The following is a 13,900-nucleotide window of genomic DNA, read 5'->3' as shown; positions in this document are numbered from 1 at the left end:
GAAGCCGAACGAAGTCTTCGAGCGAGCACCGAAATACTCTGCGCGCGTGGTATAACTTCATTATGCCGAGTCTTGGTCGAGTCCTCGATGCCCCCGTCAACAAAGCTGCGGTGCTCGCGACACTGTGTTTGGCGGTGTTCGTGGTCAACGTGTCCACGACGATCGTGAACATCGCGCTGCCGACGCTGGTGACCGAACTCGGCGCGTCGACGAGGGATCTGTTGTGGATCGTCGACGCGTTCAATCTGGCGTTCGCGGCGCTGGTTCTCGCAGGCGGTTCTCTGAGCGATCGATTCGGGCGCCGGCCCCTGATGCTGTTGGGTCTGGTGATCTTCGTCGTGGCCTCAGTCGGCGGCGCGTTCAGCAGCGGTCCCAACTCGCTGACCGCCTGGCGCGCACTGGCCGGAGTCGCTGCGGCCGTGGTCTACCCGGTGACGCTGTCGATACTCGCCAATGTGTTCACCGAGCGGTCGGAGCGGGTGAAGGCGCTGGGGCTCTGGGGTGCGGCAACGGGAGTGGCGGTGGCCACCGGCCCGGTTGTCGGTGGGGCACTGCTCGAATCGTTCTGGTGGGGTTCGATTCTCGTCTTCAACGGGGCAGCCGCTGCGGTGGCCTTCTTGTTCGCCGCGCGGTACGTGCCGAATTCCCGCGATCCCGCGACCCCGCCACTCGATTACCCGGGGCTCGGTCTCTCGATTGCCGCGCTCGGCACTCTCGTCTACTCGATCATCGAGGCACCCGATCGCGGTTGGGGCTCGGGCACCACGTTGGTCAGTTTCGCTGTCGCCGGGGTGCTGATGACCCTGTTCGTGCTCCACGAGATCCGCGTCGAGCACCCGATGCTCGACGTGAGACTGTTTGCCAACATGCGATTCACCGCCGCGAGTGGTGCGGTCACCAGTGCATTCTTCGCTCTGTTCGGCTTCATCTTCCTTGTGACGCAGTACTTTCAGTTTGTCCGCGGGTACGGCGCGTTGGAGACCGGGCTACGAATGTTGCCCGTTGCAGGTTCCATTGCAGTGGCTGCCCTCGTCGGAGCACGACTGGCCGTAGCAATCGGCTCGAAAGTGGTTGTCGCACTGGGACTGCTGTCACTGACCGCCGCGTTCGGCTGGGCGTCCACTCTCTCCGACGGCATCAGCTACTGGACCATCGCCGGTCAGATGGTGCTGCTGGGTGCAGGCATCGGACTGACCAGCACACCCGCGACCGAAGCAATCATGGGTGTGGTGTCGCCGGACAAGGCGGGCATGGGGTCGGCCGTCAACGACGCAACTCGTGAGCTGGGCGGAACTCTGGGTGTCGCTGTGATCGGGTCGGTTGCCCTGTCGGTCTACCGAGACCATCTGGACTTCGATGCCATGCCCGAGCCGCTACGCGAACCCGCTCGCGAGTCGCTGGGTGCAGCGTTGACGGCGGCCCAGAGGGCGGGGGAGTTGTTCGGCAGCGCGGGGGCCCAGGCGGGTGCACGATTGGCCGACGCCGCACAGGCGAGTTTCATCGACGGTCTGGCAATCGGTTGCATGGTCGCCGGTGCGGTGACGGCGGTTGCTGCAGTCCTCACCTTGATCTACCTGCCCGCTCACCCCACCGCGCCCGATGTCGATCCTGCCGAGGCCGAGGCTTCGAAAACACATGTGCCGACAGCAGATCCGACCGAAACGAGGTAGCGGTCTGCCGCGGTTTCCGAGGCATCGACACGTCCGACCCGGTCAGTGAGCTCTGTTCGTCAGGGCCTCGGGGTTGATCGTTCCTCCGGCCGCTTTATCGGCCAGTGCGGCAATCACCGAGTTCGCCGCGGCCACACTTGCTTCTCTGCGAGCCTCACGCGTCTGGCCCGCGAGGTGCGAGGTGGCTATGACGGTGGGTATGCACAGCAACGGGTTCCGAGGGTTCGGAGGCTCGGTGGCGAACACGTCGAGGGCTGCGCCTGCGATTACTCCAGTGCGTAACGCGTCGGCAAGAGCCTTTTCGTCGACGAGTGATCCCCGTGCGGTATTGACCAGGTAGGCGGTGGGCTTCATTGCGGAGAGTGCGTCTGCGTCGATGATGGGCGCGCCGGATGTGGTTGCGCGAGAGTGCAGGCTGACGAAGTCGGCGTCGTGGAGTAACTCGTGCTTGTCGGCATAGGTGACGGGCAGGCCCGGATCGGGGTGCCCGGTCGTCACGAGGATGGTCATTCCGAAGGCTCGTGCGAGGTCGATCACTGCGCGGGCGCTGGGCCCGAGGCCGATGATGCCCAGGGTGGCACCGCGGAGTTGGCGGGTGTCGTGTCGAGGCCATTGTCCGTTGCGGACTCCGTCGGTGGTCTCCTCGATTCGCCTCGCGCACATCAGGAGTAGCGCCATGGTCATCTCGGCGACGGCGTGCCGGTTGGCTCCGGGGGTGTTGCAGACGAGAATGCCTCGCCTGGTAGCGGCGTCGACGTCGATGGAGTCGTATCCGACTCCGCTGCGGGCGATCACGCGGAGCGACGGGGCTGCGTCCAGCATCTCTGCAGTGACCGGTTCGCTTGCAATGATCGCCGCGTCGCTGGCGGACAACAGTGCCGCCATCTCGCCTGCCGGTCGTGTTCCCGAGGCGGGGGAGTGCACAGTGGTGTGGCCCCGCACGCGAAGCAGGGCGTCGACGTCGTCCCCCGGGTGGAGGTAGTCGGTGGTGATCAAGATGGTGGCCATTGTTTCGTCTCCTGTCGAGTCGGGTCTCGTGTTGTAGCGACGGTCGGCCATCGGTGCCCGACCGAAGGGTCGAGCACCGATGGCGGTTCGGAACGTTCAGGCGGAGGCGGTGGCGCGTTCGGGGGACACCGCCTTCTGCGTGGTGTCCGAGGCGGCCGAGTCGAGTGGGGGCACGTCACCTTCTCCGCCGAGTACTTTCCGCGCCCGGTTGCCGTCGAAGTCGTTCTCCCACTTGCCGATCACGATGGCGGCCATGGCGTTGCCGAGGACGTTGATGAACACCCGTCCCTCGTTGAGGATGCGGTCGATTCCCACGATGAGCGCGAGGGCGGCGAGGGGTATGTGTCCGACTGCGGTGATGGTGCTGGCGAGGACGATGAACGCCCCGCCGGCTATACCAGCTGTCCCTTTGCTGGTCAGCATCATGATGCCGACCATGATCAATTGCTGCTGCCAGGACAAGTCGACGCCGACGGCTTGGGCGAGGAAGAGTGAGGCCATGGTGAGATAGACCGCTGATCCGTCGAGGTTGAAGGAGAATCCGGAGGGGATCACGATGCCGACGACGGGTTTGCCGACGCCGAGGTGTTCGAGCTTCTCGATCAGCTGCGGCAGGATGGCTTCGCTCGAACAGGTGCTGAGTGCGACGAGTAGCTCGGCCTTGAGGTATTTCATGAGCGGCCACAGTCTCAGCCCGCACGCTCGTGCGATTCCGCCGAGAATGACGATGATGTAGACGATGCAGGTGCCGGTGAACAGCAGGATGAGGTAACCGAGCTGTTGCAGGGTGGAAGCGCCGTAGTTGGCAACGACGGAGGCGAGTGCGCCGAAGGTGCCGATGGGGGCCAATCGCATCACCCAGGAGACGATCTTGAACACGACGGTCGAGAGTGCGTTGATGCCGCGGGTGATGGGAAGCCCGGCGTCACCGCTGACGTTGAGGGCGGCCCCGAAAACGATCGAGACGAGCAATGCGGCGAGGATCGTGTGTCCGGTCAGTGCGCCGAACAAGGATTCGGGAATGATGTTGTCGACGAACTCGATTGCGGAAACGGAACCGGTGGCGGATTCCGGGACTGCGGAGGGGTCGAGTGCGGACGGGTCGATGTTCATGCCGTCACCGGGCCGAAAGATGTTGGCGACCAGCAGTCCGAACAGCATCGAGACCAAGGACAGGACCAGAAAGTAACCGATCGCCTTGACGCCGATACGGCCGGCTTTACGTAGATTGTCCATGGACGCGATGCTGAGCGAGACGACGCAGAACACCACCGGGACGACGATCATCTTCACCAGGGAGATGAACCAGTCGTTGAGTGGGCTCAGGGCGGATCCGAGGTCGGGCAGGAAGATTCCGACGGCGATGCCTGCGACGGCACCGACTACGACTTGAAACCAGAGTTCACGGATGAGGCGAGCGAATCGGGACCGCTGTGGCGCGGGGGTGCGAGGGTCGTCGTGGGTGTCGGCGGTGGTGTTGGCCATGCTGGTCGTGCTCCTTCGTGCGGCAGGAAGCGACTCATGAGGTGGCCCGGCTTCGCGTCGGACCGTCGGGTGCGCCGCGCGGCGATTTCCTTCGCGCAGCACCGAACAGGGCTACGCCGGAGGTGCGGCGTCCGGCGTAGCCCTGTGGACGAGTGGATCAGCGGGAGATCAGTGCAGTTCGCGCAGCACCTTGTAGAACGCGGCTTTCTGTTCGAAGCCGATGCCGGGGGTTTCGGTCAGGCCGACCCGGCTGCGTTCGACGACGGCGCCGTCGGCGAAGCCTCCGGTGGGTTGGAATTCGCCGGGGTAGGACTCGTTGCCGCCGAGTTTGAGTGCGGCCGCGATGTGCAGTGAGAACTGATGTCCGCCATGGGGGATGCATTGGCGCGAGGACCAGCCGTGGTCTCGCAGCATCTTCTGGATGCGCAGGTACTCGGTGAGTCCGTAACTCAACGCCGGATCGAACTGGAGAATGTCGCGGTCCGGTCGCATCCCGCCGTAGCGAATGAGATTTCGGGCGTCCTGTAGTGAGAACAGATTCTCGCCGGTTGCAATTCCCCCCGAATAGTTCTCCGAGAGAACAGCATTGAGGCGATAGTCGAGTGGATCGCCGACCTCCTCGTACCAGAACAGGTTGTACTGCTCGATGGCCTTGCCGTATTCGAGGGCGGTCGCGAGGTCGAAGCGACCGTTGACGTCCACAGCGAGCCGCGAGCCGTCGCCGTCGAGGACTTCGAGAACGGCCTCGATTCGGCGAAGGTCCTCGGCGAGATCAGCGCCGCCGATCTTCATCTTCACCACGTGATACCCCTGGTCGAGGAATCCGCGCATCTCGTCCTGGAGGTCGCCGAGTGTTTTCCCGGGTGCGTAATAGCCGCCGGCGGCGTAGACGAATACCGAATCGTCCGGTTGTCCGTCGCCGTGCTTGTCCGAGAGCCACCGATACAGCGGCTTCTCGGCAATCTTGGACGCCAGGTCGAACAGCGCCATGTCGACGACGCCCACCGCCACCGACCGCTCACCGTGGCCGCCGGGCTTCTCGTTGTTCATCATGAAGTTCCACGCCAGGGTGGGGTCGAGTTCGCCGTCGGCGTCGAGCATCGAGTCCGGCGACGCGTCGAGAAGGCGCGGAATGATTCGGCGGCGCAGGATTTCGCCGGCGCTGTAGCGGCCGTTGGAGTTGAAGCCGTACCCGACGACAGGTTCGCCGTCGCGCATCACGTCGCTGACGATCGCGACGATCGAGCAGTCCATCTTCGAGAAATCGATCCAGGCGTTGCGAATCGACGAGCTGATCGGGACGGTGCCTTCGTGGACGGAGATGATCTTCATGTGGTCCTCTCTTGTATCTTGTAAGTCTTATAAGATGTATCAAAGGTATACTCATCGTGACCCAGCGCACAACCCCCAATATCGAAAGGTGGATCCCGTGGCCATCGCACCGAACGTGTTCTCCAGCAAGGGAGACGTCGCCTACGCTCAGTTGCGGAACTGGATCCTGTTGGGGACCTTGCCCGCCGGCTCACGCCTGGCGCAGTACGAATTGGCCGAACGTCTGGACATGAGCATCACCCCGCTACGCGAGGCCATTCGGCGATTGAGCAGCGAGGGCCTGATGGAACTCGACAGTCACAAGAACGTGCGGATCGCATCGATGTCGGCAACCGAGGCTCGCCAACTCTTCGAGGTGCGACTCTCTCTCGATCCCGCTGCCGTGGCGTTGGCTGCGCAGCGGCGCACGGATCGGGACATCTTCGAGATGCGTTCTGCGGCAAAGGCATTGGTTCCCGTGACGCAGGACTGGGGTGAGGAGGGGCTGACCGCGCACCGGGAGTTCCACCGCACCCTCTACCTCGCGTCCCACAACGACGTCCTGATTCATCTCCTCGAGGACCTGTGGGACAAATCCGACCGCTACCGTCGGGTTGGACTCGAATTGCCCCCCGGTGCCGAACCCCGCACGACCGACTTCGAGCAACACTTCGAGATTCTCGAGCTCGTCGTCGCCGGCGACGACGTCGCAGCCGCAGATCTGACCCGTCGCCACATCCAAGGCAGTCTGACCGCCGCGGCCATCGACGCACTGGAAGGCGATGAGCTCACTTCGCGTCGAGATCCTGCTTGACCCCCACCGACCCAACTGAAAGAGACACCCGCACATGGGCACCACTCATCGCATCGCCGTCATCCCCGGCGACGGTATCGGTAAGGAAGTAGTCCCCGAGGGAGTCAAAGTTCTCGGGGCCGCAGCCAAGGCCTTCGACTTCGGTCTTGACCTCGAAATCTTCGACTACGCCAGCGCCGACTACTACACGCAGCACGGCAAGATGCTGCCCGACGGATGGTTCGACCAGCTCGTCGGCTTCGACTCGATCTTCTTCGGCGCCGTCGGCTGGCCGGACGTGGTTCCCGACCACATCTCCCTGTGGGGCAGCTTGCTTCAATTCAGGCGGCACTTCGACCAGTACGTCAGTCTGCGCCCGGTGAAACTTCTGCCCGGCGTCAGCAGCCCCCTCGCCGGACGTGAACCCGGCGACATCGACTTCTACGTCGTGCGCGAGAACACCGAGGGCGAGTACTCCAGCGTCGGCGGCATGATATTCGAAGGAACCGACCGCGAGACAGTGCTGCAGGAAACCGTCATGACGCGCACCGGTGTGGACCGAATTCTGAAGTACGCCTTCGATCTTGCCCAGTCCCGGCCCAAGAAGCACCTCACCTCAGCCACCAAGAGCAACGGGATCTCCATCTCGATGCCGTACTGGGACAAGCGAGTAGAGGCCATGGCAGGTGGTTACGACGATGTGCGCGTCGACAAGTACCACATCGACATTCTCGCAGCGAATTTCGTGCTGCATCCTGATTGGTTCGATGTCGTTGTCGGCAGTAACCTGTTCGGCGACATCCTCTCCGATCTCGGCCCGGCCTGCACCGGCACCATAGGTATCGCCCCCAGTGGCAACATCAATCCTGAACGCCGGTTTCCGAGTTTGTTCGAGCCGGTTCACGGCTCTGCGCCGGACATCACCGGACGCGGCATCGCCAATCCGATCGGTCAGATCTGGAGTGCATCGATGATGCTCGAACATCTCGGGGAGAACGAGGCCGCTGCGGCAGTGCTGAGCGCGGTGGAAACCGTTCTGGCCAGGGGGAGCGGCTCGCTCACACCCGACATGGGCGGGGACGCGACTACCGCAGCGGTGGGAGATGCGATCGTCGGAGCTCTCTTGCCTCCGCCGTGATTTGTGTCAGCGCGGCCCGATTGCAGGGGGTTGTTCCGCGGGTGCCGGCGGCACCGACCGTTCCGTTGCGGAGCCCGGAGCCGAGGCGTTGGTCATTTCGTCACCGACCAGTGCGCGCCGCATCCAGCCGTACACCCTTTCGTCGTTGAGGAGGGTGAAGTGGTGCGCGCTGTTTATCGCCAGACCGTCATCCGGGCGAAGGCCTATGTTGCGCAACTTGTTTCGGCCTCCTGCGCTGTCGGTGCGGACCAGTCCGTCGCCCACGAATATCCCGATCGGATGTCGTGGGTTTCCGGTGACGACCGCAGATGCGTGATGATGCCGGACGCCCTCCGGAACCGAGATATCCATCGCCGCACCGACGTCGAAGCTGTCGGCGTAGCGGGCGTGGCCGTCTTCTTCGGTGATGGATCCGTGGATCAGGTCGCGGATTCCGGCGCTTCGACGCGCCAGCAGGTGTGCGAACGGCCGGGTCTCGGGTGCCATCGCCAACGCCGCAACGGCGAGATGGACGCCGTGCGCAAGCGGCGCGCCGAGGTGCGGCGTACCGAGAGTGAACACGTCCGTCAACAGGTCAACCCACCGACTGCCGCTCTCGGCGGCTCGGTGAGCTGCGCTTCGCGACACCAGGCCGCCCATGGAATGGCCGACCAATGTGATTCGGTGAACCCGAACGGGCCATGCCACGACAAGCTGTTCGAGCATGGTCGACAGGTCGGCACCGTTTGCGGCAATGCGACGTCCGGTGTTGTAGCGCAGGAAGATCGAGGTGGTGTCGGCTTCGGAGTCCAGGCGCTCACCGTATGTGGGCCGTCCGCCCAACCGCCACGCCGATTCGGTCTCGACGAGCCCGTGAACGAACACCACGAGGTGCGCTCCCGCGTTGGGAAACGCCGCGGTCAGGGTTTGGTACTTCGGAGGTACAGGGCGGCCGTCGACGCGGATCGCCATCGGATAGGCGAGGACTCGGGCAGTTCGCTCCATGTCGTCGCCGATGAGACCGTGCAGGATCGCGATGGTCTGCGCGCCGTGGGTCGTGTGCGACGGCGACCGTCGAGCGTCATCCTCGGTGGGTTCGTCGCCGCCGGTCAGAACACCGACCGCCTTGGCTGCGCCGGTGCAGGCGGCCACGATGCTCGCGTAGGTACCGCCGGCGATCGCGTCGTGCATGAGCTGTGTCGGCAGCGCGGCCGGTCCGACGCCGAGTCGTACGGCAGCGAACGTGCGTCGTGCGATTGCCGTGTGCACTGCGCGCACGCCCCCCGTGGCCGACGCCAACTCGCGAAGTGCGAGTTCACCGAGTTCGCCCCACTCCTGCGTGCTCCGCGATGTCTTCCCCATTTTTTCCAGTGTACGTGTGTCCACTGAAATCGCTATTGCTACTCGTGCCGATCGCCGATGAGCGCGCGTTCACGCCGATGTCGCTGCACGGCCTCCTTCACCGGTCACTGTCCGAGGAATTGGCCGATTCGTCGCGAGTGTTGATCGAGTCGATGATCGTCCGCGCCGAACGCAGCAGTGATGTCGCCGCTTCGGGCGTCAGGTTGCGGGTGGTGACCTCCTCGAGTTCTCGCCACATCGCGGCGATGGGTTCGCGCATGGCGTCACCCTTTGCCGTGAGGCGATTGATCGACACTCGTCGGTCGTGCGCGGCGGGTTCGCGGGTGAGAAGACCGGTCACTTGCATGCGGCGCAGTGCTTTCGACATTGTCGAATGATCGACCCCCACGCTCTCGACCAGTTCGGATTGGGTTTGTCCGTCCCGCTGGTGAAGGTGCATCAAAATCAGTTCCTGCCCCGGGTGAAGGCTCAGCTGCCGAAGCAAAGTCGAGGCGAACCCCCGATGCGCGCGGGCGAGCTCGAAGATGGCGTAACTGACTTTTCCGTCGTCGAAGGGGGTGGCCGAGGTCGGTGCTGATGGATCGGGCATATCCACATTCTCGACCCTCGTGCATCACCGATCGAAATCCGGTCGAGGCGGCGGTGCCAACCGGCTCAAAAAGTCAGTGGCTAGCCAAGTATCGGGTATTCTGGTATTAATGTGGCTAGCCACCTAATTGGTTGGCTCGTCACGAGGGAGTAGTCATGAAGGCCATTCAGTTCGATCGGTTCGGTGGACCCGAGGTGTTGCACCTGACCGAGATCGATGTTCCGCAACCCGGTCGCGGGCAGGTTCGCGTCAAGGTCGAGGCGGCGGGGGTGAACCCGCTGGATGGGAAGGTTCGGTCGGGCGCGATGCAGGCGGCATTTTCGACCGCACTGCCTTCGGTCCCCGGTTACGAGCTCGCGGGTGTCGTCGACGCCGTCGGCGAGGGTGTCGACGATGTGAAGCCGGGCGATGAGGTTGTGGGCTGGGCCGATACGGGCGCGTACGCGCAGTACGCACTTGCTTCGACCGTCGCGATGAAACCGGCCGATCTCTCGTGGCAGCACGCGGCCGCGCTTCCGATCGCAGGCGCAACGGCCGAGCGTGTGTTGGATTTGCTCGAGGTCCGTGAAGGGGAGACCGTGCTCATCCACGGCGCGACCGGAGCTGTCGGTACGGTCGCGGTTCAACTCGCTCTCGCCCGCGGAGCGCGGGTGATCGGTACCGCAGGCTCGGCGAACCAGGACTACCTTTCGTCCCTCGGAGCCACCGCGACCACGTACGGCGACGGCCTGGTCGAGCGAGTGCGAGCACTCGCCCCGGACGGCATCGATGCAGTGTTCGACGTCGCAGGCAAGGGCGCTCTGCCGGACTCGATCGTTCTCCGCGGCGGGACCGACCGCATCGTCACGATCGCCGACTTCGCCGCAAGCCGGCTCGGTGTCACCTTTTCTTCCAGTCCCAGAGAACGCTCGGCCGCGGCCTTGGCTGCGCAGGCACAACTCGCCGCCTCGGGCGCTCTCGTCATCCCGGTGACCACCTACCCGCTGGATCAGGCCGCTGCTGCTCAACAAGACAGTGACGCCGGACATTCGCGCGGCAAGCTCGTGCTCACCGTCGCCTGATCACCTCCACTCACCGATCTCTTCCACAAGGATTCTCATGTCGAACTCACTTTTCACACCGGCCACTGTCGGTGCCGTTTCTGCTCCCAACCGACTCGTCATGGCACCGATGACCCGAGACCGCTCCACACCTGAGGGCGTTCCGACAGAATTGAACGCCGAGTACTACGCCCAGCGCGCGTCGACCGGTCTGATCGTCACCGAAGGCACGCAACCGTCCGAAGATGGGCAGGGCTACCTGCTGACGCCGGGCATCCACAACGACGAACAGATCGCCGGATGGCGGCTGGTCACCGACGCCGTTCACGCCGCCGGTGGCCGAATCTTCATCCAGCTCATGCACGTTGGGCGCGCCTCGCACCCGGACAACACTCCACACGGGCGTCGGCCCGTCGCCCCGTCCGAGGTGCAACCCAAAGCCTCGATGTTCACCGCGTCCGGAATGCAGGAGATCCCGACCCCGCGAGCGCTCTCGACCGACGAGATATCAGGGACGGTCGAGGACTTTCGTACGGCGGCTGCGGCCGCCATCGCTGCCGGAGCCGACGGAGTGGAGATCCACGCCGCCAACGGGTACCTGATTCATCAGTTCCTGTCCGACAATTCCAACAAGCGCACCGACGGCTACGGCGGCTCCATCGACAACCGGATTCGCTTCGCCGTCGAGGTCGCGACCGCCGTGGCCGAGGAGATCGGCGCAGACCGCACCGGGCTGCGCATCTCGCCAGGAAACACGATGAACGACATCGCGGAGTCCGACACCCACCAGCTGTATTCGGCTCTGGTTCGCGCACTGGCCCCGCTGAATCTCGCGTACCTGCACATCATGCATTTCGGCGACGACGCTCTGCTCGCCACCATCCGCGAACTGTGGCCGGCGACGCTCATCCTCAACCGCGCAGGTACCGAACTCAGCTCTCGGACAGCAGATCTCGACAACGGTACCGCTGATCTCATCTCGGTCGGGAGCCTGGCCCTGGCCAACCCCGATCTTGTCGAACGCCTCCGCGCGGATGCACCGCTCAACGCCCCCGACCCTGCGACGTTCTACCAGGGCGGTGCGACGGGTTACACCGATTACCCGACTCACACCGGCTGACGATGCGTGACGAGTTCAACCCTGTGAAGCCGGTCGCGGATTCACCCGACGCGGCGATGCGGGAGCCCATCGCCGCCATGTCGCACACCGTCACCCATGGCAATCACTCGAACTGGTCGTGCGTCCATTGTCGGAGCCACCGGATCGGCCCCTCGCTCGTGGATGCCAGACGCAGATCGGAGTCCGGGATTCAGAACCGAGGGCCCGATTCGAGGTAAGAACGGCATCGTTGACGGGCGCTGGCCTCATTGGTCCTTGCCCGGATAGGCTCCGCTCATGGGGGATGACACATCGAATGGCTCTGTGAAAATCGACTACCGCAGAACGGGTGCGGGAGTCCCGATGCTCTTGATTCACGGGATCGGACACAGGCGTCAGATGTGGGACCCCGTCGTCGCGCGCCTGAGCGCTGAGTTCGACACGGTGTCGGTCGACCTTCCGGGCTTCGGAAACAGTCCGCCCCTGCCGGACGGGGATACCCCGACCCCCCAACGCCTCGCCGACCACCTCGAAACAGTGCTCGACGGGTTGGGTTGGAAGACAGCCCATCTCGCAGGAAATTCGCTCGGTGCGTGGATCTCGTTGGAGCTCGCCCGTCGTGGTCGCGCGAGCTCGGTGTGCGCCCTCATGCCCGCAGGTATGTGGCGCTCGACCGGAGGTGTGGGTCACCTGCGACGAAAAGCGCTCTTTGCGTTGTGGACCAACGGAACACGGCTACCGATGGCAGGTTCGCTGATTCGCAATCCAGCGCTACGCACCCGGTGTTGTTCGGATTGTTCGGCAGTCCGTGGCGTATTCCCGCAGACGAAGCGATCGGTGATGCGGAGAATTTGCGTACCTGTGATTTCGCTCGGACCATGTCTGCTCTCGACGGTGCCCGATTCGAGGGAGGCCTGGAGATCACAGTCCCTGTCACAGTGGTATTCGGTGGTCGGGATCCTCTGATCCGCGTTCGCGAGAGCGATCTCGGACTACTACCCGACTCCACGACAGTCGTATACGAGCGGCACCTGGGCCATGTACCTACCTGGGACGACCCGGACTCGGTATCGAGAATTGTCAGGAAATCGACCCGCTCGTAGGCGTCGTGCACAGATACTCACCGGGCTGACGCAATGGTTCGGCCCGATGCGGAGGGCAGCCCGATCCGACATTTGACCGACCGCAATCCGTGCCACGATAGTGGGGTTGTGCACACCATGAATTCCGACGTACCCGACGACGTCTTCGCGGACGTGCTGAAGCAGGTCTCGCATTTCGTTCGGTCACGGGTGGTTCCGCGTGAACTCGAGATCATGAACACCGATTCGATTCCGGAGGATCTGCGTACGCAGGCTGCGGAGATGGGACTGTTCGGTTACGCGCTTCCGCAGGAGTGGGGTGGTCTCGGCCTGAACTTGATGCAGGACGTCGAGTTCGCGATGGAGCTCGGCTACACCTCGCTGGCGTTGCGGTCGATGTTCGGCACCAACAACGGGATCGCCGGGCAGGTTCTGGTGGGGTTCGGTACCGAGGGGCAGAAGGCGAAGTGGTTGCCGGGCATGGCAACCGGCGATATCGTCGCCTCCTTCGCATTGACCGAGGACGGAGCAGGATCGAACCCGGCGGGGCTGAAGACCACCGCGACGGTCGACGGCAGCGGCTGGATCATCGACGGCAGCAAGCGATACATCACCAATGCTCCGATCGCGAACATGTTCGTCGTCTTCGCGAAACTCGACCCGAAACCGGAGAGCGGCAACGGGATCGCAGTGTTCTTGGTCCCAGCCGACACCGCGGGGATCGAGGTCGGTGCCAAGGACGCCAAGATGGGCCAGCAGGGCTCCGGCACGGCCGACGTGAACTTCACCGGCGTGCGGGTCGAGGCGGACGCGTTGGTCGGCGGGAACGGCGACGCCGGAGTGGAGCCTGCGGAACGACCCATTCTCGACATCGGGTACAAGGCGGCTATGACGTCGCTGGCGCGGGGGCGGGTGCACATCGCAGCGTTGGCCGTCGGTCAGGCGCAGCGTGCGTTGGACGAGTCGGTCTCGTATGCCGCGGCGTCCACTCAGGGCGGGGAGCCGATCGGCAACTTCCAGCTCGTTCAAGCCATGATCGCTGACCAGCAGGTCGGTGTCATGGCGGGTCGAGCGATGGTGCGTGAGGCGGCTCGGGCATGGGTGGAGAACACCGATCGGCGCATCGCTCCGTCCGCTGTGAAACTCTTCTGCACCGAAATGGTCGGTAAGGTTGCGGATATGGCCGTTCAGATCCATGGTGGTGCCGGGTACATGCGCGAGGTTCCGGTCGAACGCATCTACCGAGATGTGCGACTGCTCCGGCTGTACGAGGGCACGAGCGAAATCCAGCGGTTGATCGTCGGCGGTGGCCTTGTCAGGGCCGAACAGAAACGGAACTCGTGA

General features: G+C 63.9%; 12 protein-coding genes. 7 read left to right on the top strand and 5 right to left on the bottom strand.

Features of this window, described 5'->3' with window-relative positions:
* Nucleotides 1–62 precede the first annotated feature (62 nt).
* A complete protein-coding gene (locus ACNEOT_RS18280; RefSeq protein WP_415975768.1) occupies nt 63–1,670 on the top strand; it encodes an MFS transporter in 1,608 nt (535 codons plus the stop codon).
* 42 nt (nt 1,671–1,712) lie between these two features.
* On the opposite strand, the gene ACNEOT_RS18275 is transcribed toward ACNEOT_RS18280, so the two are convergent.
* From ACNEOT_RS18275 to ACNEOT_RS18265, 3 genes are all read right to left on the bottom strand, one after another.
* On the bottom strand, nt 1,713–2,678 hold the full coding sequence (locus tag ACNEOT_RS18275) for a phosphoglycerate dehydrogenase (RefSeq protein ID WP_415975766.1): 966 nt from the start codon (nt 2,676–2,678) through the stop codon (nt 1,713–1,715).
* 96 nt (nt 2,679–2,774) lie between these two features.
* Nucleotides 2,775–4,163 (bottom strand): cation:dicarboxylate symporter family transporter, encoded by a 1,389-nt coding sequence (locus ACNEOT_RS18270; RefSeq protein WP_415975765.1) that lies wholly within the window; start codon nt 4,161–4,163, stop codon nt 2,775–2,777.
* A 168-nt stretch (nt 4,164–4,331) separates the two neighbouring features.
* Nucleotides 4,332–5,495: a mandelate racemase/muconate lactonizing enzyme family protein gene (locus ACNEOT_RS18265; protein ID WP_415975763.1), complete on the bottom strand. Its 1,164-nt coding sequence runs from the start codon at nt 5,493–5,495 to the stop codon at nt 4,332–4,334.
* A gap of 97 nt (nt 5,496–5,592) precedes the next feature.
* On the opposite strand from ACNEOT_RS18265, the gene ACNEOT_RS18260 reads away from it, so the two are divergent.
* Complete coding sequence (locus ACNEOT_RS18260; protein WP_415975762.1) at nt 5,593–6,288, top strand: GntR family transcriptional regulator; 696 nt, start codon at nt 5,593–5,595, stop codon at nt 6,286–6,288.
* Between the two features lie 34 nt (nt 6,289–6,322).
* Nucleotides 6,323–7,405 (top strand): tartrate dehydrogenase, encoded by a 1,083-nt coding sequence (locus ACNEOT_RS18255; protein ID WP_415975760.1) that lies wholly within the window; start codon nt 6,323–6,325, stop codon nt 7,403–7,405.
* 6 nt (nt 7,406–7,411) lie between these two features.
* Here the strand turns inward: ACNEOT_RS18255 and ACNEOT_RS18250 are convergent, their stop codons facing one another.
* Both ACNEOT_RS18250 and ACNEOT_RS18245 read right to left on the bottom strand, forming a co-directional pair.
* Nucleotides 7,412–8,746 (bottom strand): esterase/lipase family protein, encoded by a 1,335-nt coding sequence (locus tag ACNEOT_RS18250; RefSeq protein WP_415975759.1) that lies wholly within the window; start codon nt 8,744–8,746, stop codon nt 7,412–7,414.
* A 97-nt stretch (nt 8,747–8,843) separates the two neighbouring features.
* Nucleotides 8,844–9,335 (bottom strand): MarR family winged helix-turn-helix transcriptional regulator, encoded by a 492-nt coding sequence (locus ACNEOT_RS18245; RefSeq protein WP_415975757.1) that lies wholly within the window; start codon nt 9,333–9,335, stop codon nt 8,844–8,846.
* 155 nt (nt 9,336–9,490) lie between these two features.
* Between ACNEOT_RS18245 and ACNEOT_RS18240 the strand changes: the two genes are divergently transcribed.
* The 4 genes from ACNEOT_RS18240 (at nt 9,491) to ACNEOT_RS18225 (ending at nt 13,900) form a co-directional block, all read left to right on the top strand.
* Nucleotides 9,491–10,396 carry an NADP-dependent oxidoreductase gene (locus ACNEOT_RS18240; RefSeq protein WP_415975756.1) on the top strand — a complete coding sequence of 302 codons (906 nt, stop codon included), beginning with the start codon at nt 9,491–9,493 and terminating at the stop codon, nt 10,394–10,396.
* A 37-nt stretch (nt 10,397–10,433) separates the two neighbouring features.
* Nucleotides 10,434–11,495: an alkene reductase gene (locus ACNEOT_RS18235; RefSeq protein ID WP_415975755.1), complete on the top strand. Its 1,062-nt coding sequence runs from the start codon at nt 10,434–10,436 to the stop codon at nt 11,493–11,495.
* 276 nt (nt 11,496–11,771) lie between these two features.
* A complete protein-coding gene (locus ACNEOT_RS18230) occupies nt 11,772–12,440 on the top strand; it encodes an alpha/beta fold hydrolase (protein WP_415975754.1) in 669 nt (222 codons plus the stop codon).
* Nucleotides 12,441–12,694: 254 nt separating this feature from the next.
* Entirely contained in the window at nt 12,695–13,900 is a 1,206-nt protein-coding gene (locus ACNEOT_RS18225) for an acyl-CoA dehydrogenase family protein (protein WP_415976358.1), read from the top strand.

Origin of the sequence: Rhodococcus sp. 077-4 (assembly GCF_047782425.1) — a bacterium.
Taxonomy (GTDB): domain Bacteria; phylum Actinomycetota; class Actinomycetes; order Mycobacteriales; family Mycobacteriaceae; genus Rhodococcoides.
Note: the sequence above shows the minus strand (reverse complement) of the source record. Positions and strands in the feature narration are given on the sequence as shown.